The sequence below is a fragment of the Caldisericaceae bacterium genome, assembly GCA_036574215.1.
Classification (GTDB): Bacteria; Caldisericota; Caldisericia; order Caldisericales; family Caldisericaceae; genus Caldisericum.
In genome coordinates, this window is record JAINCR010000047.1 from 1 (window position 1) to 20,298 (window position 20,298).

Annotated in this window: 38 protein-coding genes; 2 read left to right on the top strand and 36 right to left on the bottom strand. The window is 35.3% G+C overall.

Features of this window, described 5'->3' with window-relative positions:
• The first annotated feature begins 634 nt into the window (after positions 1-634).
• Both K6343_02595 and K6343_02600 read left to right on the top strand, forming a co-directional pair.
• Positions 635-1,297, top strand: a complete 663-nt coding sequence (locus K6343_02595; protein MEF3244859.1) for a hypothetical protein — start codon at positions 635-637, stop codon at positions 1,295-1,297.
• Positions 1,298-1,309: 12 nt separating this feature from the next.
• The gene (locus K6343_02600) at positions 1,310-1,819 is read left to right on the top strand and encodes a hypothetical protein (protein ID MEF3244860.1); all 510 of its coding nucleotides are present in this window, start codon (positions 1,310-1,312) and stop codon (positions 1,817-1,819) included.
• A 91-nt stretch (positions 1,820-1,910) separates the two neighbouring features.
• Here K6343_02600 and K6343_02605 read toward each other — a convergent pair whose 3' ends face one another.
• The 36 genes from K6343_02605 to tuf all read right to left on the bottom strand — a co-directional run.
• Positions 1,911-2,063: a hypothetical protein gene (locus K6343_02605; GenBank protein MEF3244861.1), complete on the bottom strand. Its 153-nt coding sequence runs from the start codon at positions 2,061-2,063 to the stop codon at positions 1,911-1,913.
• A 480-nt stretch (positions 2,064-2,543) separates the two neighbouring features.
• Positions 2,544-3,299 (bottom strand): tRNA pseudouridine(38-40) synthase TruA, encoded by a 756-nt coding sequence (gene truA / locus K6343_02610; protein ID MEF3244862.1) that lies wholly within the window; start codon positions 3,297-3,299, stop codon positions 2,544-2,546.
• Positions 3,292-4,095 carry an energy-coupling factor transporter transmembrane protein EcfT gene (locus tag K6343_02615; GenBank protein ID MEF3244863.1) on the bottom strand — a complete coding sequence of 268 codons (804 nt, stop codon included), beginning with the start codon at positions 4,093-4,095 and terminating at the stop codon, positions 3,292-3,294. The genes truA and K6343_02615 overlap by 8 nt, the downstream gene beginning before the upstream one ends.
• Positions 4,088-4,927 (bottom strand): ATP-binding cassette domain-containing protein, encoded by an 840-nt coding sequence (locus K6343_02620; GenBank protein MEF3244864.1) that lies wholly within the window; start codon positions 4,925-4,927, stop codon positions 4,088-4,090. Before K6343_02620 ends, K6343_02615 begins: the two co-directional genes overlap by 8 nt.
• Positions 4,915-5,721 (bottom strand): ATP-binding cassette domain-containing protein, encoded by an 807-nt coding sequence (locus K6343_02625; protein MEF3244865.1) that lies wholly within the window; start codon positions 5,719-5,721, stop codon positions 4,915-4,917. Before K6343_02625 ends, K6343_02620 begins: the two co-directional genes overlap by 13 nt.
• 5 nt (positions 5,722-5,726) lie before the next feature.
• Positions 5,727-6,068, bottom strand: a complete 342-nt coding sequence (gene rplQ / locus K6343_02630; protein ID MEF3244866.1) for a 50S ribosomal protein L17 — start codon at positions 6,066-6,068, stop codon at positions 5,727-5,729.
• Between the two features lie 22 nt (positions 6,069-6,090).
• Positions 6,091-7,005 (bottom strand): DNA-directed RNA polymerase subunit alpha, encoded by a 915-nt coding sequence (locus K6343_02635; GenBank protein MEF3244867.1) that lies wholly within the window; start codon positions 7,003-7,005, stop codon positions 6,091-6,093.
• A 14-nt stretch (positions 7,006-7,019) separates the two neighbouring features.
• On the bottom strand, positions 7,020-7,649 hold the full coding sequence (gene rpsD, locus K6343_02640) for a 30S ribosomal protein S4 (GenBank protein MEF3244868.1): 630 nt from the start codon (positions 7,647-7,649) through the stop codon (positions 7,020-7,022).
• 10 nt (positions 7,650-7,659) lie between these two features.
• Positions 7,660-8,049, bottom strand: coding sequence for a 30S ribosomal protein S11 (gene rpsK, locus K6343_02645; GenBank protein ID MEF3244869.1), 390 nt, complete (start codon positions 8,047-8,049; stop codon positions 7,660-7,662).
• 9 nt (positions 8,050-8,058) lie between these two features.
• Positions 8,059-8,430, bottom strand: a complete 372-nt coding sequence (rpsM, locus tag K6343_02650) for a 30S ribosomal protein S13 (GenBank protein ID MEF3244870.1) — start codon at positions 8,428-8,430, stop codon at positions 8,059-8,061.
• Positions 8,431-8,440: 10 nt separating this feature from the next.
• On the bottom strand, positions 8,441-8,554 hold the full coding sequence (gene rpmJ, locus K6343_02655; GenBank protein MEF3244871.1) for a 50S ribosomal protein L36: 114 nt from the start codon (positions 8,552-8,554) through the stop codon (positions 8,441-8,443).
• A 14-nt stretch (positions 8,555-8,568) separates the two neighbouring features.
• Positions 8,569-8,784, bottom strand: coding sequence for a translation initiation factor IF-1 (gene infA, locus K6343_02660; protein ID MEF3244872.1), 216 nt, complete (start codon positions 8,782-8,784; stop codon positions 8,569-8,571).
• 11 nt (positions 8,785-8,795) lie between these two features.
• Positions 8,796-9,542: a type I methionyl aminopeptidase gene (map, locus tag K6343_02665; GenBank protein ID MEF3244873.1), complete on the bottom strand. Its 747-nt coding sequence runs from the start codon at positions 9,540-9,542 to the stop codon at positions 8,796-8,798.
• Positions 9,529-10,185: an adenylate kinase gene (locus K6343_02670; GenBank protein MEF3244874.1), complete on the bottom strand. Its 657-nt coding sequence runs from the start codon at positions 10,183-10,185 to the stop codon at positions 9,529-9,531. The genes map and K6343_02670 overlap by 14 nt, the downstream gene beginning before the upstream one ends.
• Positions 10,182-11,450 carry a preprotein translocase subunit SecY gene (secY, locus tag K6343_02675; protein MEF3244875.1) on the bottom strand — a complete coding sequence of 423 codons (1,269 nt, stop codon included), beginning with the start codon at positions 11,448-11,450 and terminating at the stop codon, positions 10,182-10,184. The genes K6343_02670 and secY overlap by 4 nt, the downstream gene beginning before the upstream one ends.
• 1 nt (position 11,451) lies before the next feature.
• Positions 11,452-11,874: a 50S ribosomal protein L15 gene (gene rplO / locus K6343_02680; protein ID MEF3244876.1), complete on the bottom strand. Its 423-nt coding sequence runs from the start codon at positions 11,872-11,874 to the stop codon at positions 11,452-11,454.
• Complete coding sequence (gene rpsE, locus K6343_02685) at positions 11,861-12,373, bottom strand: 30S ribosomal protein S5 (protein MEF3244877.1); 513 nt, start codon at positions 12,371-12,373, stop codon at positions 11,861-11,863. The genes rplO and rpsE overlap by 14 nt, the downstream gene beginning before the upstream one ends.
• 12 nt (positions 12,374-12,385) lie before the next feature.
• Positions 12,386-12,754 (bottom strand): 50S ribosomal protein L18, encoded by a 369-nt coding sequence (gene rplR, locus K6343_02690; protein MEF3244878.1) that lies wholly within the window; start codon positions 12,752-12,754, stop codon positions 12,386-12,388.
• Positions 12,755-12,766: 12 nt separating this feature from the next.
• Positions 12,767-13,312, bottom strand: coding sequence for a 50S ribosomal protein L6 (gene rplF / locus K6343_02695; protein MEF3244879.1), 546 nt, complete (start codon positions 13,310-13,312; stop codon positions 12,767-12,769).
• 10 nt (positions 13,313-13,322) lie between these two features.
• Complete coding sequence (gene rpsH, locus K6343_02700) at positions 13,323-13,718, bottom strand: 30S ribosomal protein S8 (protein ID MEF3244880.1); 396 nt, start codon at positions 13,716-13,718, stop codon at positions 13,323-13,325.
• Positions 13,719-13,729: 11 nt separating this feature from the next.
• A complete protein-coding gene (locus K6343_02705) occupies positions 13,730-13,915 on the bottom strand; it encodes a type Z 30S ribosomal protein S14 (GenBank protein ID MEF3244881.1) in 186 nt (61 codons plus the stop codon).
• Positions 13,916-13,924: 9 nt separating this feature from the next.
• A complete protein-coding gene (rplE, locus tag K6343_02710) occupies positions 13,925-14,533 on the bottom strand; it encodes a 50S ribosomal protein L5 (protein ID MEF3244882.1) in 609 nt (202 codons plus the stop codon).
• A gap of 14 nt (positions 14,534-14,547) precedes the next feature.
• Positions 14,548-14,883 carry a 50S ribosomal protein L24 gene (rplX, locus tag K6343_02715; protein ID MEF3244883.1) on the bottom strand — a complete coding sequence of 112 codons (336 nt, stop codon included), beginning with the start codon at positions 14,881-14,883 and terminating at the stop codon, positions 14,548-14,550.
• Positions 14,884-14,893: 10 nt separating this feature from the next.
• Positions 14,894-15,262, bottom strand: coding sequence for a 50S ribosomal protein L14 (gene rplN / locus K6343_02720; GenBank protein ID MEF3244884.1), 369 nt, complete (start codon positions 15,260-15,262; stop codon positions 14,894-14,896).
• A complete protein-coding gene (gene rpsQ, locus K6343_02725; protein ID MEF3244885.1) occupies positions 15,262-15,504 on the bottom strand; it encodes a 30S ribosomal protein S17 in 243 nt (80 codons plus the stop codon). The genes rplN and rpsQ overlap by 1 nt, the downstream gene beginning before the upstream one ends.
• Before the next feature lies 1 nt (position 15,505).
• Positions 15,506-15,709, bottom strand: a complete 204-nt coding sequence (gene rpmC / locus K6343_02730; GenBank protein MEF3244886.1) for a 50S ribosomal protein L29 — start codon at positions 15,707-15,709, stop codon at positions 15,506-15,508.
• 1 nt (position 15,710) lies between these two features.
• Positions 15,711-16,124, bottom strand: coding sequence for a 50S ribosomal protein L16 (rplP, locus tag K6343_02735; protein MEF3244887.1), 414 nt, complete (start codon positions 16,122-16,124; stop codon positions 15,711-15,713).
• Between the two features lie 14 nt (positions 16,125-16,138).
• On the bottom strand, positions 16,139-16,798 hold the full coding sequence (gene rpsC / locus K6343_02740; protein MEF3244888.1) for a 30S ribosomal protein S3: 660 nt from the start codon (positions 16,796-16,798) through the stop codon (positions 16,139-16,141).
• A gap of 1 nt (position 16,799) precedes the next feature.
• Positions 16,800-17,141, bottom strand: coding sequence for a 50S ribosomal protein L22 (gene rplV, locus K6343_02745; protein MEF3244889.1), 342 nt, complete (start codon positions 17,139-17,141; stop codon positions 16,800-16,802).
• Positions 17,142-17,153: 12 nt separating this feature from the next.
• Positions 17,154-17,429 carry a 30S ribosomal protein S19 gene (gene rpsS, locus K6343_02750; GenBank protein MEF3244890.1) on the bottom strand — a complete coding sequence of 92 codons (276 nt, stop codon included), beginning with the start codon at positions 17,427-17,429 and terminating at the stop codon, positions 17,154-17,156.
• Between the two features lies 1 nt (position 17,430).
• Entirely contained in the window at positions 17,431-18,261 is an 831-nt protein-coding gene (gene rplB, locus K6343_02755; GenBank protein MEF3244891.1) for a 50S ribosomal protein L2, read from the bottom strand.
• 12 nt (positions 18,262-18,273) lie between these two features.
• Complete coding sequence (gene rplW / locus K6343_02760) at positions 18,274-18,558, bottom strand: 50S ribosomal protein L23 (GenBank protein ID MEF3244892.1); 285 nt, start codon at positions 18,556-18,558, stop codon at positions 18,274-18,276.
• A complete protein-coding gene (gene rplD / locus K6343_02765) occupies positions 18,558-19,190 on the bottom strand; it encodes a 50S ribosomal protein L4 (protein MEF3244893.1) in 633 nt (210 codons plus the stop codon). The genes rplW and rplD overlap by 1 nt, the downstream gene beginning before the upstream one ends.
• A 10-nt stretch (positions 19,191-19,200) precedes the next feature.
• The gene (gene rplC, locus K6343_02770; protein MEF3244894.1) at positions 19,201-19,806 is read right to left on the bottom strand and encodes a 50S ribosomal protein L3; all 606 of its coding nucleotides are present in this window, start codon (positions 19,804-19,806) and stop codon (positions 19,201-19,203) included.
• A gap of 11 nt (positions 19,807-19,817) precedes the next feature.
• Positions 19,818-20,126, bottom strand: coding sequence for a 30S ribosomal protein S10 (rpsJ, locus tag K6343_02775; GenBank protein MEF3244895.1), 309 nt, complete (start codon positions 20,124-20,126; stop codon positions 19,818-19,820).
• Between the two features lie 17 nt (positions 20,127-20,143).
• A partial coding sequence (tuf, locus tag K6343_02780) for an elongation factor Tu (GenBank protein ID MEF3244896.1) occupies positions 20,144-20,298 on the bottom strand: 155 nt, incomplete at its 5' end.

The following is a 20,298-nucleotide window of genomic DNA, read 5'->3' on the forward strand; positions in this document are numbered from 1 at the left end:
TATTAAGGCTCTATACAAATTTCTTTCAACCTTCAGTGAAACTCTTAGAAAAGACAAGGATAGGAAGTAAGGTAACAAAGAAGTATGATAAGTAAGAGACACCTTATCGAAGAATTATTGAATCAAATGCAATATCGGAAGAAATAAAGGAGAAACTTAGAAGAACATAAGAAACTGAATCCATTTGCACTCAAGAGGCTAATAGACAAACTTACTCAAGAACTCTTTAAGGCATATGATAAAAAGATGAAAGAAAGAGAAAGAAAGAGAGAAAGTCGATGAAAAATCATCTAAAGATTTTCTTTTAACTAAAAATAGTTTCGTATAGAATTTAAATGAGGCAACCAAATAATATTTCGTAGAACCTTTTGAAAAGGAACAAAGTTTACAAAAGATAAACCTGCCAAAAGGGAACGCAGGTTACAAAAGAGTAAAGAAAATTACGTGAGGAAACACGTTTAAAAAGGATTGACATAAGAGAGTAAGATATAATGAAAGGGAATAAAAAAACTAAAGAAAGGAGTTGGTGCAATATGAGAGTATTTATAGACAAAAATTAACACAAATATCTACTGTTTTCTACTATTGTTTTTAAAAATTAAAGGAGGCATTATGAAAAAAGAAATTACTTATTTTGATCATTATTCTTTCTGTCTTTACTTTTGTATTTGGATGTGCAAAATTTCAAAAGGAAAGCACTTCGGTAAATTCAATAAAGATCCCTGTTGTGAAAGCTAATGAGATTTTCACTATTGGCTTAACATCAGATAACCCTCTTTCAAAGAAGCCATTAGGTGAAGCAAATATCATAGTAGGAGAAATAAACGGTAAAATATTAGCCTTAAAAGGAGATTACATAACTTTCCTTGGAATGGAGCAAACGTCTTTTTCAACAGGAAGGACTCTAATTCTTATTGACCCTACAACTTCTCAAACAGAAGCGCTTATAAAAGAACCAATAGTAATCAAGGCTTTCCCTTCACATAGCGGTAAATACATTGCAATCCTTACAAAGGATTTGCACCTTGGAGTTTTGGATTTGGATACAAAAAGTTTTGAAGTAGTATTCAAAGACCTTCTACTTGTTCCATCAACTGATTACATAAGCAATCCTGTTCTTGCTTGGTCTTTAGATGACTCTCAAATTTTCTTTTCTGCTTATCCTAAAGGTTGGGGCACTGTTTTTTTAAATGATGATTCAGACTTATACATGTATGACACTGCTTCTAAAAAAGTTTTACTTGTAAGAGGAAGCTACTTGTTAGATAAGTATGATAAATTCGTTGATGTAGATTGACAAGAGTATTTAATGACAGGCGTATCTTATACTGCTCTTGGTGTTCTTGACACAGGCGAAGTGATTGCTCACTATTCACAATCTTCTAAGGTTTTTCAAGATGGTTCATCTTTAGATAACGAAGCACGAATAATTGCAGTCTCAAAGGATGGAAAAGAGAGGATTCTTTGGAAACTATACGAAGAAAATGCTCCTGTTGATGTGGGAGAATTCTCAGGACTTTATCCTATAACATTTAGTGATAATAAGCTTCTTTCTACAAAAACAAAGGTAGAAACAATAAATGGTGCAGAAAAGCATGTTATGGATTTATATCTTGTTGAGTTTCAAAAAGGCAACCCTGTAAGTAAAAAACTTTTAGCTTCAAATATAAACCCTGACACTTCTGTAAAATTTATTTCAAATGGACTTATTGCATATTTTAATCAAACAGACCCTGAAGTAACCTTTAAAGGTTATTGGACTATTATTGACCAAAATGGAACAAAAATTAGAGACCTTCCTGAATGGGTGCTACCATAAGAAAAATCATTAACATGTTAGTTCTTGTAATATCTTTGTTGCTTTTTCAATTCTTCCCATTTCAAATTGCTTCGGGAAGTATAACAACAACTCAATAACCAACACCAAGTGTTCTTAACCAAGAATCAGGTTCAACTTCTACTATGAAGTTTAGTATTTCCTCTCCACCAAAACTTGTTACAGTTGAAATAGTTGACATGGATAAAAGAAACGTGATTGAATTATTATGGAACAATGTAAGCATAACTTCATCAGGACCCTTCTCAGTTTCGTGGAATGGAAAATCAACAACTCCTTACGGTTCATTCACTGTCCCTAATGGACAGTATTATTTTAAAATTACCGAAAAATCTATCTCAGGGACAGTACTAAGTAAAACATATGCAAGAATAAGCTGTAATGGTAGATGGGGCAACATTAGTTATCAAGGTGGAATAATGTACAATCCTTTCTATTGGGGCAAGTTAGAAAATAAGAAATGTTTGGTGTTCTAAAGAAAACTTTTCAAATGGTTAAAGAGATATAAGGAATACAGCATTTCAATCTCCTCATTGAGTATTTTTTAAAGAGAAGAAGCCATTTGAAGTTCTCACCATAAGGGTATCTCCAAATTCTTAAATGTTAAAAGAGAATTTCCATAAAACTGTTAAAAGAAGAGTTCTACAGTAGAAACTTCTACTTCATATGAGAAGATATGAGTGATGGTTTAGAGAATTTACTAACATCAATAAATTACATTAACAAGAAAAAGTGGCTCTGGGGGAAGAACTTGCCTTGTAAAAGGAACATGCTCGGAAGCAAATGGGTTTTTTAATATTTCCTTATCTATATAACCCTGCGCTCCTTTCAAAAGATAATAAACAATCCTTCTTACCATGCGGTATAAAAATCTATCTCCATATAAATAGAAAATAAGAAAATTTCCCTTCTGGATGTAATTTACATCAAACATTTCACAAATGTTATTTCTTTCGGGTTGAGAACGATCAAGATTTGCAAAAAGTGAAAAATCGTGTTTCCCTTTTAGTCCATCCATTGCAAGTCTTAGAAGATCAAAATCCAGCGGTTCTCTATAAATATATACATAAGGTAAAAGAAAAAGTGAAGATTCAAGATCCGAAGAGAGTATATACGCATAGATTTTAGACAAAGCACTTTTTCTTGCATGAAAAGTAAGAGGCACTTCTTTTATTCCTTTAACAAAAATACCTTCATCAAATAAAATACTATTTAATTTTCTTGAAAGCCAAATGGTATCAAGAGAGTCCTGAAAATAAAAATTCAAATAATGGTTTAATGCATTTACTCCTGCATCTGTTCTTGCAGCTCCGTATGTTACCACTTCGTTCTGCAAAACTTTCTCTAACGCCTTTTCAATCTCCCCTTGAACCGTTTTTTCGCTTTTAGGATGGTTTGACTGTTTTTGAAAACCAGCAAAAAATCTTCCCACAAACTGAATCTTTATCAAATAATTATGCATTGATTCTCACCTCTAAAATAAAAAGAAGCAAAGTTATAATAATCGAAATTCCTATCGCTAAAAATTCATTTCTACCAAGTTTATTTTCTCTAATACTCGTCCTCTTTGCACCAATTACAAAGCCTCTTGCCTCCATTGCTATAGCCAATTCATCTGCTCTGTTAAAGGCGTTAAGCACAAGAGGTATGATAACTGGTAAAAAACTTTTTGCCCTTACAAAAATATTTCCTGACTCAAAATCTGCACCTCGAGCCATTTGCGCTTTCATTATCCTATCTGCCTCATCAAACAGTATCGGCACAAACTGAAGAGAAATAGAAATCATTAAAGATAATTCATCAACTGGAAACTTCAAAATTTTCAAGGGTTGTGCAATATTTTTAAAACCAGTTGCAAGATCAACAGTCGTAGTTGTAGAGGTAAGTAGAAAAGTTAAAAATGTAAGGATAACAAGTCTTAAAGCAATAAAAATAGAAAGATCCAATCCTTCTTTTGTTATTACTATTTTACCTAAATGGATAAGTGGGGTTCCCTGTGTAAAAAGGAGTTGGAAAAAGATTGTGAAAAATAATAGAAAAAGGATCGGCTTAAACGATAACAAGATGGATCTAAAATTTATTTTAGTAAACATTGTTAACACTAAGCAAAACAAAAAAAACAATAAATACGCTTGGATGGTTTTAAAGAAAAAAATGATGATTATAAAGTAAAAAACAAGTAATATTTTTACTGTTGAATTAAGTTTGTGAAAAAACGACTGAGTATACTGAAATTGTCCAAAATAAAATTTAGACATACTTCTTCTGCCTTAATTGGTCTACTATACCATCAATCGTAGAACAGTTGGGAAAGCCAGGGAAACAACTCCTTAACTTTTTTGAGAAAGAGAAGGTAAAAGGTGTATCTAAACCAATTTCCTGTATAAGCTTGTCGTCTTCAAAAAAAGTATTTACGTTGCCATCAAATAATACTCTACCTTCTTTTAGAGCAACAACTCTATCTGCTATGCCAAGCACCTCATCCATATCGTGAGTAACAAAAATTACTGTTTTGTGAGCAGAGATTTTCTCTTTAATGTAATAAAGAATACTCTGTTTACCTGCATAATCAAGATTCGATGTTGGCTCATCTAAAATAAGATAAGTTGGGTTAATTGCTACAATGCTTGCAATCGCAATCTTTCTTTTTTCTCCACCTGACAATCCAAAAGGAGATTTGTCTAAATACGAACTATTAAGACCAACATCTAATAAGGCTTTTTCTACACGTTCCTTAACTTCGTAATCGGAAAGCCCAAGGTTTCTTGGACCAAAAGCAATTTCTTCAAAGACAGTTTCTGCAAAAAACTGCTCTTCAGGATACTGAAAGACCACACTTATCCTCTTTACAATTTCTCTTCTTAGGATTTTATCAGTTGTAATATTAAGAGAATCAATTATAACTTCGCCTTTTGATGGTTTTATTAGACCAGCCAAAACTTCTATAAGAGTAGATTTACCAGAACCAATACGCCCTACGATGGCTACCTTTTCCCCTAAATCAATTCTCAGATTTACATCTACCAAGGCTTCTTTTTTAAAACGTGTATGTGGATCGTATGTAATAAATACCGATTTTAGTTGGAGCATAATTCAAAAACCATCGAATCTACATCAAGAGAAAAATCTTTTACAAGGCCATTTTCCAAAAGTTTATTGCAGAGTTCGGCTTCTTTTAAATTACATATTCCTCTTGCTTTTAGTTCATCTATTGACCTAAATACTTCAAGTGGAGTTCCACTTTTTACAATACGCCCATTATCTAAAACAATTATCCTATCCGAACTAATTGTCTCCTCTGGATGATGTGTAATGTAAATTACGCCTTTTTCTTTTCGAATTTCATGAACTAACTTAAGGATTACTTTTCTATTATACGGATCAAGAAGAGAAGTAATTTCGTCAAAAACTATGTATTCAGGATCAATCACTAAGATAGAAGCAATTGCAACTTTTTGTTTTTCTCCCCCCGAAAGAAGACTCGGAGGAAAACTCAAAAAGCTTCTAATACCAAGTTTATCGGAAGTTTTAACAATTCTATGCCTTATTTCTTCTTTATCCAACCCTAAATTCTCTAATCCAAATGCAATATCATCTTCCACAGTAATACCAACAAACTGGTTATCAGGATTTTGGAATACCACACCAACCTTAAACTTTGCTAACTTATTAAGGTTTTGATCCTTGAGGCTTATGCCATCTAGTAAAACATCACCCTTATTAGGTAATAAAAGCCCGTTTGCAAGACGGGCTATTGTAGATTTCCCTGAACCGTTCGAACCTATTATTGAAACAAGTTCGCCTTTATTGAGGGAAAAGTTAATATTATCTAAAACCCATTGCCCCTCAATATAGGCGAAGTATACACCAACAAAATCTAACATAAATATTATTTAACAAGTTCAATCAGGACGAGGGGGGTTCCGTCTCCTTTTCTATACTTTGCAAGTTTTAAAATTCGTGTATATCCACCTTGCCTATCCTTTTGTTCCTTTGAAATTTCAAATAACTTATTTACTGCGTTCTTATCAAAAAGGACAGAATGAGCGTATCTTCTTGATTCGAGGTTATCTACTTTTGCCTTTGTGATTAATTTATCAACCATCCTTCTTACTTCTTTTGCTCTTGCTTCTGTAGTTTCAATACGCCCATGAAGTATAAGTGCAGTTGAAAGGTTTCTTAATACACTCTTTCTAAAACTTGGATATAAACCCAATTTCCTCAGCGCAATACCGTGGTTCATAGGTACCTCCTTACCCCTTAAGTTTTAAACCCAACTTATTCAATGCTTCCACAACGCCTTTAAGGGAGGCTTGACCAAACTTATCTAAATTCAAAAGGTCAGAAGCAGAATAAGATAAAAGTTTTCCAACAGTATCTATATCATTTTTACTTAACACGTTAAATGCTCTCTCAGGTAAGTTTAAATTCTCAATTTTCATATTTTTAATCTCTTCGGGAATACCATCGGCAGTTTTCCCATTAATTAGACCAATGAAAGTTTTAGAATAATCAATTAGAACTTCAATTGCCTCAAACAAACATTGTTTGGGAGTTTTATTTCCCTTTGTTTGGATTCCAAAGACAAGGGAATCAAAATCAACAGATTCTTCAAATCGTGTAGGTTCGACTTTGAAAGTTACTTTTTCAACAGGAGAAAAATTTGCGTCAATTGCAATAACTGTTTGTGGAAGATCTTCAATTTTTTCTAATTCTTCTTCAAGTAAGTATCCTTTGCCTTTTCTTATGTAAATCTCACCGCTCAGTCTACCTCTTGAAGAAGAAATTGTTGCAATATGTAAGTCTGGATTATGTATTGTAACTTCACTTGTATGGATTAAATCTCCTGCTTTTAATTCGCCTGCACCAACTTTTTCGAATCTTAAAACTGTTTTATCAATTGCAGTAAGAGACAAAACTAATCTCTTAACATTTAAAATAATTTCTTCTACATCTTCCACAACACCTTCAATCGTTGCAAACTCATGAACTACTCCATCTATATACAAAGCAACAGGAGCAGCACCAGTGATTGAGCTTAAAAGGATCCTTCTAATCGCTGTGCCAAGAGTCAGTCCAAAGCCTTTTTCCAACGGACTAAATTTATACTCTCCGTAATTGTCAACTTCTTTTAAAGTTTCAAACTTAATATCTTCTAAATGCCACATAATCTTCCTTCCCGTTATTTAGAATATAACTCTACAATTAATGTTGGATTAATATCTAGCGCAAGGTCAGGTATATGTGGAATTTCTTTGATGCTTCCAACAAATCCATCTTTGTTTATCTCAAGCCAGTTTGGAAAAGAGCTTCTTTCCTCAAGACTCTGTTGGATGATAGGCATCTTACGAGATGACTCTTTCACCTCAACAATGTCCCCCTTTTTAAGAATCAAAGATGGGATATTAACCTTTTTCTTATTCACAAGTATGTGCCCATGAGAAACTAATTGACGAGCAGTTATTCTGTTTGGTGCAAAGCCCATCCTGTAAACAACATTATCTAATCTTCTCTCTAGTAATTCAAGAAGTTTATCACCAGTTGGTATCTCTTTCTGTCTTATAGCAATATCAAAATACCTTCTAAATTGCCTTTCTAAAACGCCATACATTGCTTTTACTTTCTGCTTTTCATTTAAATGCATTTTATAATCAGTTGGTTTATTCATGTGCAAAACTATCTGCTTTTGACCTGGTATACCTCTCCCTTTTTCTAAAGGACAAGATTTTGTGAAACACTTGTCTCCCTTGAGAAAAAGTTTCTTTTGCTGTGCCCTACAAATCCTACAAAGAGGTTCATGATATACTGCCATTTTATCCTCCCTATACCCTTCTTAACTTTCTTGGTCTGCATCCATTATGTGGAATCGGAGTAATATCTTTAATTTCTTCAATTTGAAGACCCGATGACTGCAATGCTCTAATTGCAACTTCTCTACCAGGGCCACCACCTTTTACAAGGACAGAAACCTTTTTTGCCCCAAGTGTAATTGCTTCTTCACTTGCCTTTTGTGCTGCAACTTGGGCTGCAAATGGAGTTCCCTTCTTAGTGCCTTTAAACCCATTAGCTCCAGAAGATGACCAACACACAACATTACCTTCCTCATCTGTCACTGTAACAATGGTATTGTTAAAAGTTGAATTAATATACACCTTAGCATTCCCAGTTAACTTTTGGACCTTTTTCTTTGTTTTTGCTTGCTTTTTTTTCATTTTACCTCCTTACGCACTCTTCCTTACTGAACCAACTGTCTTCTTAGGACCTTTCCTTGTCCTTGAATTGGTTCTCGTCCTTTGTCCTCTAACAGGAAGAGATCGTTTATGTCTAATGCCTCTATAACAGTTAATCTCGATAAGTTTTTTAATGTTTGCTGCCACAATTTTTCTCAAATCGCCTTCAACAACATACTTTTCTCTTATTACATCTTCAATCGCTTTTATTTCCTCAGGCGTAAGGTCCTTCACCTTTTTTAAAGGAACATTAGCTTCCTTCAAAACATCATAGCAATTCTTCTTACCAATTCCATAAATATAGGTAAGTGCTATATCAATTCTTTTCTCTCTTGGTAAATCTACACCAGCTATACGTGCCAAATTTCACCTCCTACTTTTGTCTTTGTTTATGTTTGGGGTTTTCGCATATTACCGTAAGTTTACCCCTTCTCCTTACTATTTTGCATTTTGGACACAACTTTTTAACCGAAGTTCTTACTTTCATATACAATCTCCTTTCTAAAGTCTATAAACTATCCTTGCCTTAGTAAGATCGTAAGGACTAAACTCCAATTTTACCCTATCTCCAGGTAAAATTTTAATAAAATTTAATCTCATTTTCCCACTTATGTGGGCAAGCACAATTTTACCATTTTCAAGCTTTACTTTAAACATGGTTCCTGGAAGAGTTTCTACAACAACGCCCTCAGCTTCAATTACTTGATCGTTATGCATCGGACACCTCTCTACTCCGTAAGAATCTCTACGCTACCATCAAGAACAGCAATTGTATGTTCATAATGAGCACTATTTGAGCCATCAACAGTTTTTACCGTCCAACCATTTTTATCAGTGTAAACTCTATAATCACCAGCAGTTATCATAGGCTCTATTGCCAAAGTCATTCCAGGTTTAAGTGGAAAGCCTGTATTAACACTCCCAAAATTAGGAATTGGGGGATCTTCGTGAAGTCTTTTCCCAACTCCATGTCCTGTATAATCACGCAGAACAGAAAAACCTCTGCTCTTAACAAAAGTTTGAATTCTATAACCTATATCACCAATTCTTGCACCAGGCTTAATTACGGAAACTCCTTCATAAAAGGCTTTCTCAACAGCATCAACAAGGTCTACATCTCTTTTATTTTTTGGTGAACCTGCAATAACAGTTATCGCAGCATCAGAGTAATAACCATCAAGTATTACTCCGCCATCAATCTTCACAATATCACCATCTTGAATCACTCTATCGGAAGGGATTCCATGTATCACTTCGTCATTAATAGAAATACACAAAGCATTAGGGAAACCTCTATAACCTTTAAATGCAGGTATTCCACCACTTCTGTTTATTAACTCTTCTGCCTTCAAATCAAGTTCAATAGTTTTAACACCCGGTTTTATATTTTCTCTAACCATATCAAGCACCAATCTTAGTATTTTACCAGATTTTCTAATTTTTTCAATTTCTTCTTCTGTTTTAATTACAATCATTTAACTCCCCCAACAACCTCTCTTTAACATCGAACACTGGCAATGAAGCATCTAGATTTTTAAGTAAACCCAAATTAGTATAAAAATCAACAAGAGGAAGTGTTTCATTAAAGTAGACTTCAATACGTTTTTTTACAGCTTCTTCTTCGTCGTCTTTTCTTATTATAAGTTTCTCTTTACACTTATCACAAACACCATCTACTTTTGGAGGAGAAAAATACACATTGTAAACCGCATGACATTTTGGGCAAATTCTTCTTCCAGAAAGCCTTTTAATAAGGATATCTGTTGACACATTAAAGAAAATAACAATGTCAATAGTGGCGCTAACTTTTTTAAGATATTCATTTAAAAACTCTGCTTGAGGAACAGTTCTTGGAAAGCCATTCAAGATAAATCCGTTCGCCAAAACAAAATCATCAAGTTTGTGTTTAAAGAACTCGTTCATAAAACTATCAGGAACAAGAGCACCACTCTCAGTCAGTTCTTTAAACCTCATACCAAACGGCGTGCCGTCGTAAATTTCTTTTCTTATCATATCACCAGATGAAATATGCGGTATATTAAGTTCTTCCGAAATCATTTTACCTTGCGTATCTTTTCCAGACCCTGGAGGCCCAAGAAAAACAAGGCGTTTCTTCATTTCAAAAATCCCTCGTACTGTCTCATTAAAAGATATGCTTCAACTTCTCTCATTGTTTCAAGAGCAACTCCAATGATAATAAGAAGAGAAGTTCCTCCAAAGACAAACGAAGTTATAGTCATTTTTCTAAAAACAAGATTGGGAATTATAGCAACTAATCCCAAGAAAATAGAAGTTGGCAAAGTAATTTTCCTCAAAATGGAACCTATATACTGAGCGGTGGATTCTCCAGGTCTTATTCCAGGAATAAATCCTCCATATTTTTTAAGATCATCAGAGAGTTTAATGGGATCATACGTCATTTCTGTATAGAAGAAAGTGAAACCAACTATCAAGAAAAAGTATATTATGTTGTACCAAATACCTGTAGGATTCCCAAAAATGGGTTGAGCAATCCGTGTGTTAAACCAAGAATTAGGAAAGAACTGACCGACAGTTGCTGGAAATGCCATAAAAGACACCGCAAAAATTATTGGTAAAACACCAGCTTGGATAAGTCTTAATGGAATATAGGTAGTTTGTCCACCGTACACTTTTCTTCCAACTATCCTTTTTGCATACTGCACAGGAATCCTTCTTTCGGATTGGTAAGCAAAAATAACAAGAACAAGAAGCACAAAAAATGCCAGAAACTCTCCAATAACTGAAGCAATGCTTACTGCCTGAACGGAAAGTTTCTGAACAATTTCTGCAAAGCTTACGGGGATTCTACTAATGATACCTGCAAAGATAATGAGTGAAACACCGTTTCCAATACCTCTTTCTGTCATTATTTCACCAAGCCAGAGAACAAGATAGGACCCTGCTATCAAGCTTGCCATAATAACGATTTTTAGAAGTATACTCTGATTAACAAGGTAATTTCTAAAAATCACGATAACTGAAAATGCTTGAAGTGCGGCAAGGAGAACTGTAAGATATCGGGTATATTGAGCAATTTTTCTCTGTCCTTCTTCGCCACCCTCTTTTACAAGTGCTTCAAGAGATGGTATTACATAAGTGAGTAACTGGAGAATAATTGATGCGTTAATATAAGGAAACACCGATAAGGCAAATATTGAAAAGTTTGTATAACCACCACCAGAAAATAAGTCCATTAAAGCAAGAAAACCACCCTGTGAAATAATACTCGCAATTTGGGTTCTATCTATTCCGATTACAGGGATATAGGTCCCAAGTCTAAAAAGGATAAATAAGAATAGAGTGAAATAAATTCTTTGGCGTAATTCTTTTAACTTAAAAGCTCTTCTTATTGTTTCCCACATATTAAATTACCTCTGCTTTCCCATTGGCCTTTTCAATCTTCTCCTTTGCCTGTTTGGAGAACTTAGAGGCTTTTACAACAAGAGGAACGTTAATCTCACCTTCTCCTAAAACTTTTACGTTGCCACCAAACATCTCATTAAGGTTAATTTCATTTTTACCATTTGCAATACGCTCTAATGCACTAACATTAATTTCAATGAATTCTGTTTTTCTAAGAGGTTTAAAACCTTTAAACTTAGGTAGTCTTCTATAGATTGGGGTTTGACCACCTTCAAAACCCTTTGCTTTTACACCACCAGAACGAGACTTCTGTCCTTTACAACCGTATGTGGAATAGGTGCCTTTACCTGATCCATTTCCTCTACCAACTCTTGTTTTCTCTTTTTTGGAATGTTCTTTTGGCTTTAAATCAGTTAGTTTCATTACTGCCTCCTTCCTTCGTCCTTCTCAGCTCGTTAATTCTAATAATTCTTTCCATTTGCTTAAAGGCCTCAAGGGTTGCATTAGCAACATTTAGTGGATTGGAAGAGCCAATAGACTTAGAAAGTAAGTCCTGAATGCCTGCTTTCTCAGCAATCATTCTTACGACTCTTCCTGCAACAAGACCAGTTCCCTCAACGGCTGGAGCAAGAAAAACATGTGCAGTATCTTTTTTCATAGTAATTCTTAGAGGGATTGTGTTGTTTTTAATAGGAACTGTAATAAGGTTTCTTTTAGCATCATTAACAGCTTTCTGTATTGCCGAAGGGATTTCTCTTGCTTTACCTACACCAACCCCAACATGCCCTTTTTTGTCACCAACAACCACCGCTACCCTAAAACGCAGGATTTTACCACCTTTAACTACCTTAGAAACTCTATCAATTTGCAAAAGAGATTCTTCATATTCTTTTACTTCAGATTGTCTATTATTCGTCGCCACATCGCCCTCCCATTAGAATTGCAATCCAGCTTTTCTTGCTTCTTCTGCAAGAGCTTTCACTCTTCCATGATACCCATAACCAGATCTATCAAACACCACCGTATTAACTCCTTTTTCAAGTGCTCTTTCAGCAGTTAATTTACCTACAACTTTTGCCTTCTCTGTAAGATTTTTGCCTTTTAAATCTTCTTTGAGGCCCTTTTCAGTTGTAGAAACAGAAACAAGAGTATTACCATTTTCATCGTCAATCAACTGTGCATAAACCTGTTTTAGGCTAATATAAATTGATAGCCTTGGTTTAGCACTTGTGCCTTTAAGTATTTTTCTAATTCTTTTGTGCCTTATTTTTCTTGATTCATTTCTTGAAATTATCTTAATCATATCACCATCTCCTTATTTTCCAGTTGCAACGGTCTTTCCAGCTTTACGCCTGATCTTTTCGCCTTCATAAATGATACCTTTAACTTTATAAGGATCAACTTTTCTAAGATGTCTTATTTTCTGAGCAAATTGCCCAATGTGTTCTTTGTCAATACCCGAAACAGTAATAATGTTTCCATCAACATTAACAGAAAGACCCTGAGGAATGTCAAGAATAATAGGGTGACTATAACCTAAATTGAACTGAACCTTATTCCCTTGGACAGTGCACTTGTAAGTCTTTTCATTTAATACCAGCCTTTTTGAAAAACCACTACTTACTCCAACTACCATGTTATTTAATAAAGCCCTTACAGTGCCATGGAGTGCCTTATAAAATGGTTTATCAGAATTCCTTGAAACAACAACAGAGTTATCGATTAATTCAATCTTTATCTCAGGATGGAAACTTTTTACAAGAGCCCCCTTAGGACCTTTTACTTCAACGGTATTATTATCAAGAATGCTAACCTTAACGTTAGAAGGTATTAAAATCGGTTTTTTGCCTATACGTGACATCTCTTACCTCCTACCACACAAAACATAAAACTTCTCCACCTTGACCAAGTTTTCTTGCTTCTCTATCGCTAACAATACCTCTTGGTGTGGAAATTACTGCTATACCAAATCCATCAAACACTTTTGGAAGATCATCTTTTCCAACGTAAATTCTTCTTCCAGGTTTACTTATTCTTTTTACTCCTAGAATATACGGCTCCTTATTAGGTCCATATCTTAGATGTATCTTTACGTAGGGTTTTGCGTCGACAGAAACAAGTTCAAAATCTTTTATAAAACCTTCATCTTTCATGACTTTTAAGACATCAACGATAATTTTGGAAGAAGGAACCAAAACAAACTGGTGTTTAGCGTTACTTGCATTTTTAATCCTTATAAGCACATCGGAAACTAAATCATTAACCATTTTTCCCCTCCTTACCAACTTGCCTTTTTAACACCTGGAAGTTCGCCTCTAAGAGCAAGCTTTCTTAAACAGAGTCTGCATATTCCAAATTTACTAAAGTATCCACGGGTTCTACCACATATCTTGCATCTATTGTGCTGTCTAACCTTAAATTTAGGTGTTTTTTGCGATTTTTCAATCATTGCCTTTCTTGCCATAGCTCACCTCTAATTCTTTCTAAAAGGAAAGCCCATAAACTCTAAAAGAGCTTTTGCTTCTTCGTCAGTTTTTGCTGTAGTTATAATAGTGACATCAAAGCCCCTTACCTTATCCACCATATCGTATTCAATTTCAGGGAAAATGAGCTGTTCCTTTATACCAAAAGTATAGTTACCTCTTCCATCAAATGAGTTAGGTGACAATCCCTTAAAATCTCTAATCCTTGGAAGAGCATTATTGATAAGTTTCTCAAAGAACGTATACATTCTATTTCCTCTAAGGGTTACTCTAACTCCAATTGGAGCACCTTCTCTAACTCTAAAAGATGCGATAGATTTTTTTGCCCTTGAAATAGCAGGCTTTTGCCTTGCAATTAATACAAACTCTTGTATTGTCTTTTCAAGTGCAGCAGGATTTTCATTTGCTTCACCAATACCTCTATTGATGGCAATTGCATAGATCTTAGGCACCTGCATAACATTTTTATAACCAAATTTTTCCATCATTTTCTTTTTTACCTCAGTTTCATATTTTACTTTCAAAGGAGACTGAGGTAACTTTTCAGAAAGTAAATTTTCGAGTTTGTTATCAATCTTAAATGAAATCTTCTTTCCCATCTCTACTCCTCTCATTAAATTTTATCAATCACTTCGTGGCAATTTTTACAAACTCTAACAGAAGTCCCATCTTGGAGGATTTTATGTGAAATTCTTGTTTTAGTATGACAGTGAGGACAAATAACCATAACTTTACTTGCATAAATAGGACCTTCTCTCTTTGTAATCTTACCTTGCGGCATATCTTGTGTAGGTTTCAGAAAATTAGTCTGCATATTTACGCCTTCAACAATTACTCTGCCTTCTTCTGGAATTGTTCTGATAACCTTACCCTGTTTTCCTTTATCTTTACCAGAGATCACTTCAACAAAATCGCCTTTCCGTATATTTAAACTTTTAATCTTGTTCATGTAAGCCTCCTCATAGAACTTCCGGAGCAAGAGAAGCAATCTTCACATAACCTTTTTTCCTAATTTCTCTTGCTACTGGTCCAAAAACACGCGTCCCTTTAGGGTTACCTTCTGCATCAAGGATAACGCAGGCATTATCATCAAATCTTATGATACTTCCATCTTCTCTTTTAATAGGATATTTTGTTCTAACGATTACAGCCTTAACTATGGAACCCTTTGGGATAGCGCTATTTGGAACGGCTTTTTTAACGGTAGCAACAACCCTGTCACCAACAGTCCCAGTTGGCCTATGCCCCACATCAAGAACAGTGATAATAGAAACTTCTTTTACACCAGTATTATCTGCACAAACTAACCTAGAGTATTGCCTCACCATTATTCACCTCCACTAAGAATCTCAACAACTCTCCATCTTTTAAGTTTACTAAGTGGCCTCGTTTGTCTAATTTTTACAACATCGCCCACTTTTACTTTGTTGTCCTCGTCGTGAGAATAATATTTAGTAAAAGTCTTAATTCTCTTTCCATAAAGAGGATGAACACCAACTCTTTCAACTTGCACAACAACGGTTTTCATATAAACACTTACGACTTTGCCAACAAGTTCTTTCTTGCCCATTTTACACCTCTTCTCTCTCAAGTTCTCTTTCTCTTTTAACAGTAAGTAAACGTGCAATATCTTTTCTCACCAATCTTAGTCTTGCAGGATTGTGGAGTTGGTGAGTAGCCAATTGGAATCTCAAATTAAAAAGTTCTTTTCTAAGTGTTTTTAAACTATTTTCTATTTCTTGGTCGGTCATATCTCTAATCTGCTGAATTTTCATTTTACTCCTCCTCTACTGTTACCATCTTCACCTTAACCGGGAGTTTATGCCCAACTTGTTTCGTTAGTTCTAAAGCAGTTTCCTTATCAACTCCAGAGAACTCGAACATAACCCTACCTGGCTTAACAACAGAAACCCAATGATCAACATCACCTTTGCCACCACCCATTCTTGTTTCAGCAGGTTTCTTGGTAACTGATTTATCTGGGAAAATTCTTATCCATAGTTTTCCTGTTTTTCTAACAGCGGATATTAATATTAATCTGCAAGCTTCAATTTGACGAGCTGAAATCCAACCTGGCTCAAGCGTTTGAATTCCATATTCGCCAAAATGCACAGAAGTAGCACCTTTTGACTTACCTTTTGTTCTACCTCTATGCATTTTTCTGTATTTAACTCTTTCTGGCATTAACATTTTCACACCTCCGATTATGAAGCAAAGAAAAGTGGCTCTTTTGCTTCACCTTTATATACCCAAACTTTAACCCCGATTACACCAAATTTAGTTTTTGCAATGGTTTCGGAGTAATCAATATCTGCTTTTAAAGTCTGCAAAGGCACTCTACCTTCCCTAAACCACTCAGTCCTTGCAATTTCAGCACCACCAAGTCTTCCAGAAACTTGGATTTTTATCCCTTGAGCTCCCGATCTCATAGCTCTTGATATAGCCTGCTTAATTGCTCGTTTGTGAGGGGTTTTTTGCTCAATTCTTTGCGCAACATTTTGGGCAACTAATTCTGCATCAATCTCCGGTCTTTTAACTTCCATTATATCCACTTTAATATTGTCGTAAGTATGAGAAATAACGCTTTTCACCATATCTTCCAATTTATTGACTTCTGCGCCTTTTTTACCAAGAAGCATACCAGGACGTGCAGTGTGTATAACAACTCTCAACTCTGAATTACCTTTCCTTATAATCTCAACATTGGAAATTGCTACATTGAAGCCAAGGGATTTAAATTCTTTTCTAATTGCAAAATCTTCAAGAGCAAATGGAGAGTAATCTTTTTTAGAAGAAAACCATTTACTTCTCCAATCTTTTGTAATACCAACTCTAAAACCGTAGGGATGTGTTTTCTGACCCACTTTAAGCCTCCTCTTTCTCCTTAACTACAACCTTTATCTGACTCATATGTCTCCAAATAATATCTGCTCTACCAAAACCACGCGGAAGCACTCTTTTTAAGGGTGTTTCCTTATCAACAAATACGGCGGAAACATACATAGAATCTTCACTCATCTTAAAATTATTCACACCATTTGCAACAGCAGAGTTAAGGGCTTTTTCTATTAAACGAGCACTCTTATTGGGAAGAGCTTTTAGCATTGCTCTTGCTTCGGCAATAGATTTTCCTTTTATAAGGTTAGCAACAAGTCGTGCCTTGCTTGAAGCAACTCTTAGATTTTTTTCAATAGCATAAGCTTCCATTCAACGACCTCCTTATGTCTTCGTAATCACACGAGCAGTTGGTGCCCTATGACCATGGAAATTACGAGTAGGTGCAAATTCACCGAGTTTATGCCCAACCATATCTTTTACAATATAAACAGGAATATGAGTTTTACCGTTATGAACCGCTATAGTATGACCAACCATTTCTTCTGTAATAGTTGATCTTCTGCACCAAACTTTTATTACTTTCTTTTCACCTTTTTCATTCAAATTTCTAATTTTTTCAAGTAATTTTGGGTCTACCCACTTACCAGTTCTACCCATATTATTTCCTCCTCTTAATTATGAACTTGTTTGAAGGATTCTTTTTCTTTCTTGTTTTATATCCAAGGGTTGGCTTACCCCAAGGTGTGAGTGGTCCATGATGACCAATAGGCGCTTTACCTTCACCACCACCATGAGGATGGTCAACAGGGTTCATTGCAGAACCTCTCACGGTAGGACGAATACCGAGATGTCTTTTATAACCTGCTTTTCCTAAGTTAACATTTTCATGGTCGAGGTTTCCTACCTGCCCAATTGTTGCCTTGCACTCAAGACTAATTCTTCTAATCTCATTGGAAGGCATTCTAATTTGAGCATACTTCTCTTCTTTTGCAATAATCTGCGCAAGGGAACCTGCAGAACGGGCAATTTGACCACCTTTTCCTGGAACAAGTTCAATGTTATGAATAAACGTTCCAACAGGCATATTTTTTAATGGTAAAGCATTGCCAACTTTAATTTCGGCATTTTCTCCTGACATTACAGTATCAGAAACCTTTAATCCAAGTGGAGCAATGATATACCTTTTTTCACCATCTGCATAATGGAGTAATGCAATATAGGCAGAACGGTTTGGATCGTATTCAATTGCCACTACTTTTGCGGGAATTCCATCTTTATCTCTTTTGAAATCTATAATTCTAAAGATATGTTTATTACCACCACCTCTGTGTCTTACGGTAATCTTTCCTGTATTATTCCTGCCGCCTTCTTTCCGTAAACCCTCTGTAAGAGACTTTTCAGGCTCTTTTTTTGTTATAGTTTCTTTATGGCTCACGACCATTTTTCCGCGAAGGCCAGGAGTAACAGGTTTATAAACTTTTAAACTCATATCATACCTCCACTATACGTTCATTATTGTATCTATCTTGTATCCTGGATATAAGGTTACAATTGCTTTCTTATAAGTAGGAGTGAGAGTAAAGCTATATCTATTTCGCTTTTTCTTACCAAATACTTTTCCAATGTTCACTTCTTTTACTTTGACATTAAACGCTTCTTCAACTGCTTTTTTAATCATCTGAACGTTTGCGTCTTCATGGACAATAAAAGTATATTTGCTTTGGGACATCTGTTTTGTTGTTTTCTCTGTAATCACAGGTCTAATTAAAATTTCATAAGCTTCCATTACTTCCACCACCCTTCAATCCCTTCAACTGCCTCTTTTGAGATTATTATTGAATCAAAAACCATTAAATCGTAGGCATTAAGAAATCTATAGTTTAGAGGCTTTACAGTAGAGATATTTCTTAAAGCTCTTTCTACTTCTCCGTTCTCTTCAGAGTATACAAAAAGAACATCTTTGAGTTCCTTATTTATAGTTGCTGATATCTTCTTCAGTAATTCAAAACCCTCTTTTGTTTTTGGGGGAAGATTAACGCTGCTTACAATATAAACATCACCATCATTAAAACGAGATGAAAGAGCAGAGAAAATTGCACTCTCTATCTCTTTTTTATTCATCTTCTTAGAAAAATCTCTCGGATGGGGTCCAAAGGCAACTGCGCCACCTTTCCAGATGTTGGAAGTTCTTGCGCCTTGCCTTGAACGACCAAGACCCTTCTGAGGCCTTAATTTTTTAGTGCTATAACTTACATCGCCTCTTTCCTTTGTATCTGCTGTGCCTCTGCGTCTATTTGCAAGATACCTTTCTACAGCAGCATAAATAACATGTTTCTTTACTTCTCTTCCAAAAAATTCATCACTCAATTCTAACATCCCTACAGAGTTATTCTTAACATCAATAACATTTCCCTTCATAACGATCCTCCTATGCCCTTATCAGAAGAAGGCCTTTATCAGGTCCAGGGACACTGCCTTTAACAAGGAGAAGATTTTTCTCAGGGATTATCTTAACTATCTCAAGATTTCTTATTGTTACTGTTTCAGCACCAGTATGTCCTGCCATCTTCATCCCTTTAAAAACCCTTCCTGGAACAGCACGCTGTCCTATTGAACCAGGACGTCTTTCAGCTTCGTGTCCGTGGGTGCGAGGCCATCCACCAAAACCCCAACGTTTAACAACACCTTGGAACCCTTTTCCAATTGAAGTTCCAGTCACTTTAACGTATTTTTCATCTTTAAAAATATCAACGGAAATCAAATCCCCTACTTCACCTTGTGCGTCCCTTATCTCTTTTACAAATCTAAAAGGTTTTAAATTCATTTTGCTAAAAACACCACTTAATGGTTTGTTTAATTTATTTGGCTTTAACTCGACAAAACCAAGGGCGATTGCATCGTAACCGTTCTTATCTTTTGTTTTTTTGTCAACAACTGTGCAAGGACCAGCCTGTATAACAGTAACAGGAATTAAAGTATCTTCAACATACACAGAAGTCATCCCTATTTTTAAACCCAATATTCCTTTAGCCATAATAACCTCCATTAGATTTTTATCTCAACTTCAACGCCCTGGGGAATATCCATATTGGCAAGTTTCTGTGTGATTTCTGGAGTTGCATCAATTATTTCAATCAATCTTTTATGAACGCAAATCTCAAATTGTTCTTGTGAATCCTTATCAATGTTAGGTGCTCTAAGAACGCTAAAAAATGTCCTCTTTGTTGGCAATGGGATTGGTCCTGAAACAGTAGCACCACTTGACTTGGCAAGTTCTACAATTTTAGCAGCCCACAAGTCGAGTATTTTGTTGTCGAAACCTTTTAATCTAATTCTTAGTCTATCTTTTTTCATAAACTCTCACACCCTCTCTATTCAATAACCTTTGTAATAACTCCGGCACCTACTGTTCTTCCACCTTCACGGATAGCAAATCTCTGGGTTTCTTCAAGAGCAACTGGGTATATGAGTTCAACTGTCATGTCTACGTTATCACCTGGCATTGCCATCTGGACTCCTTCTGGAA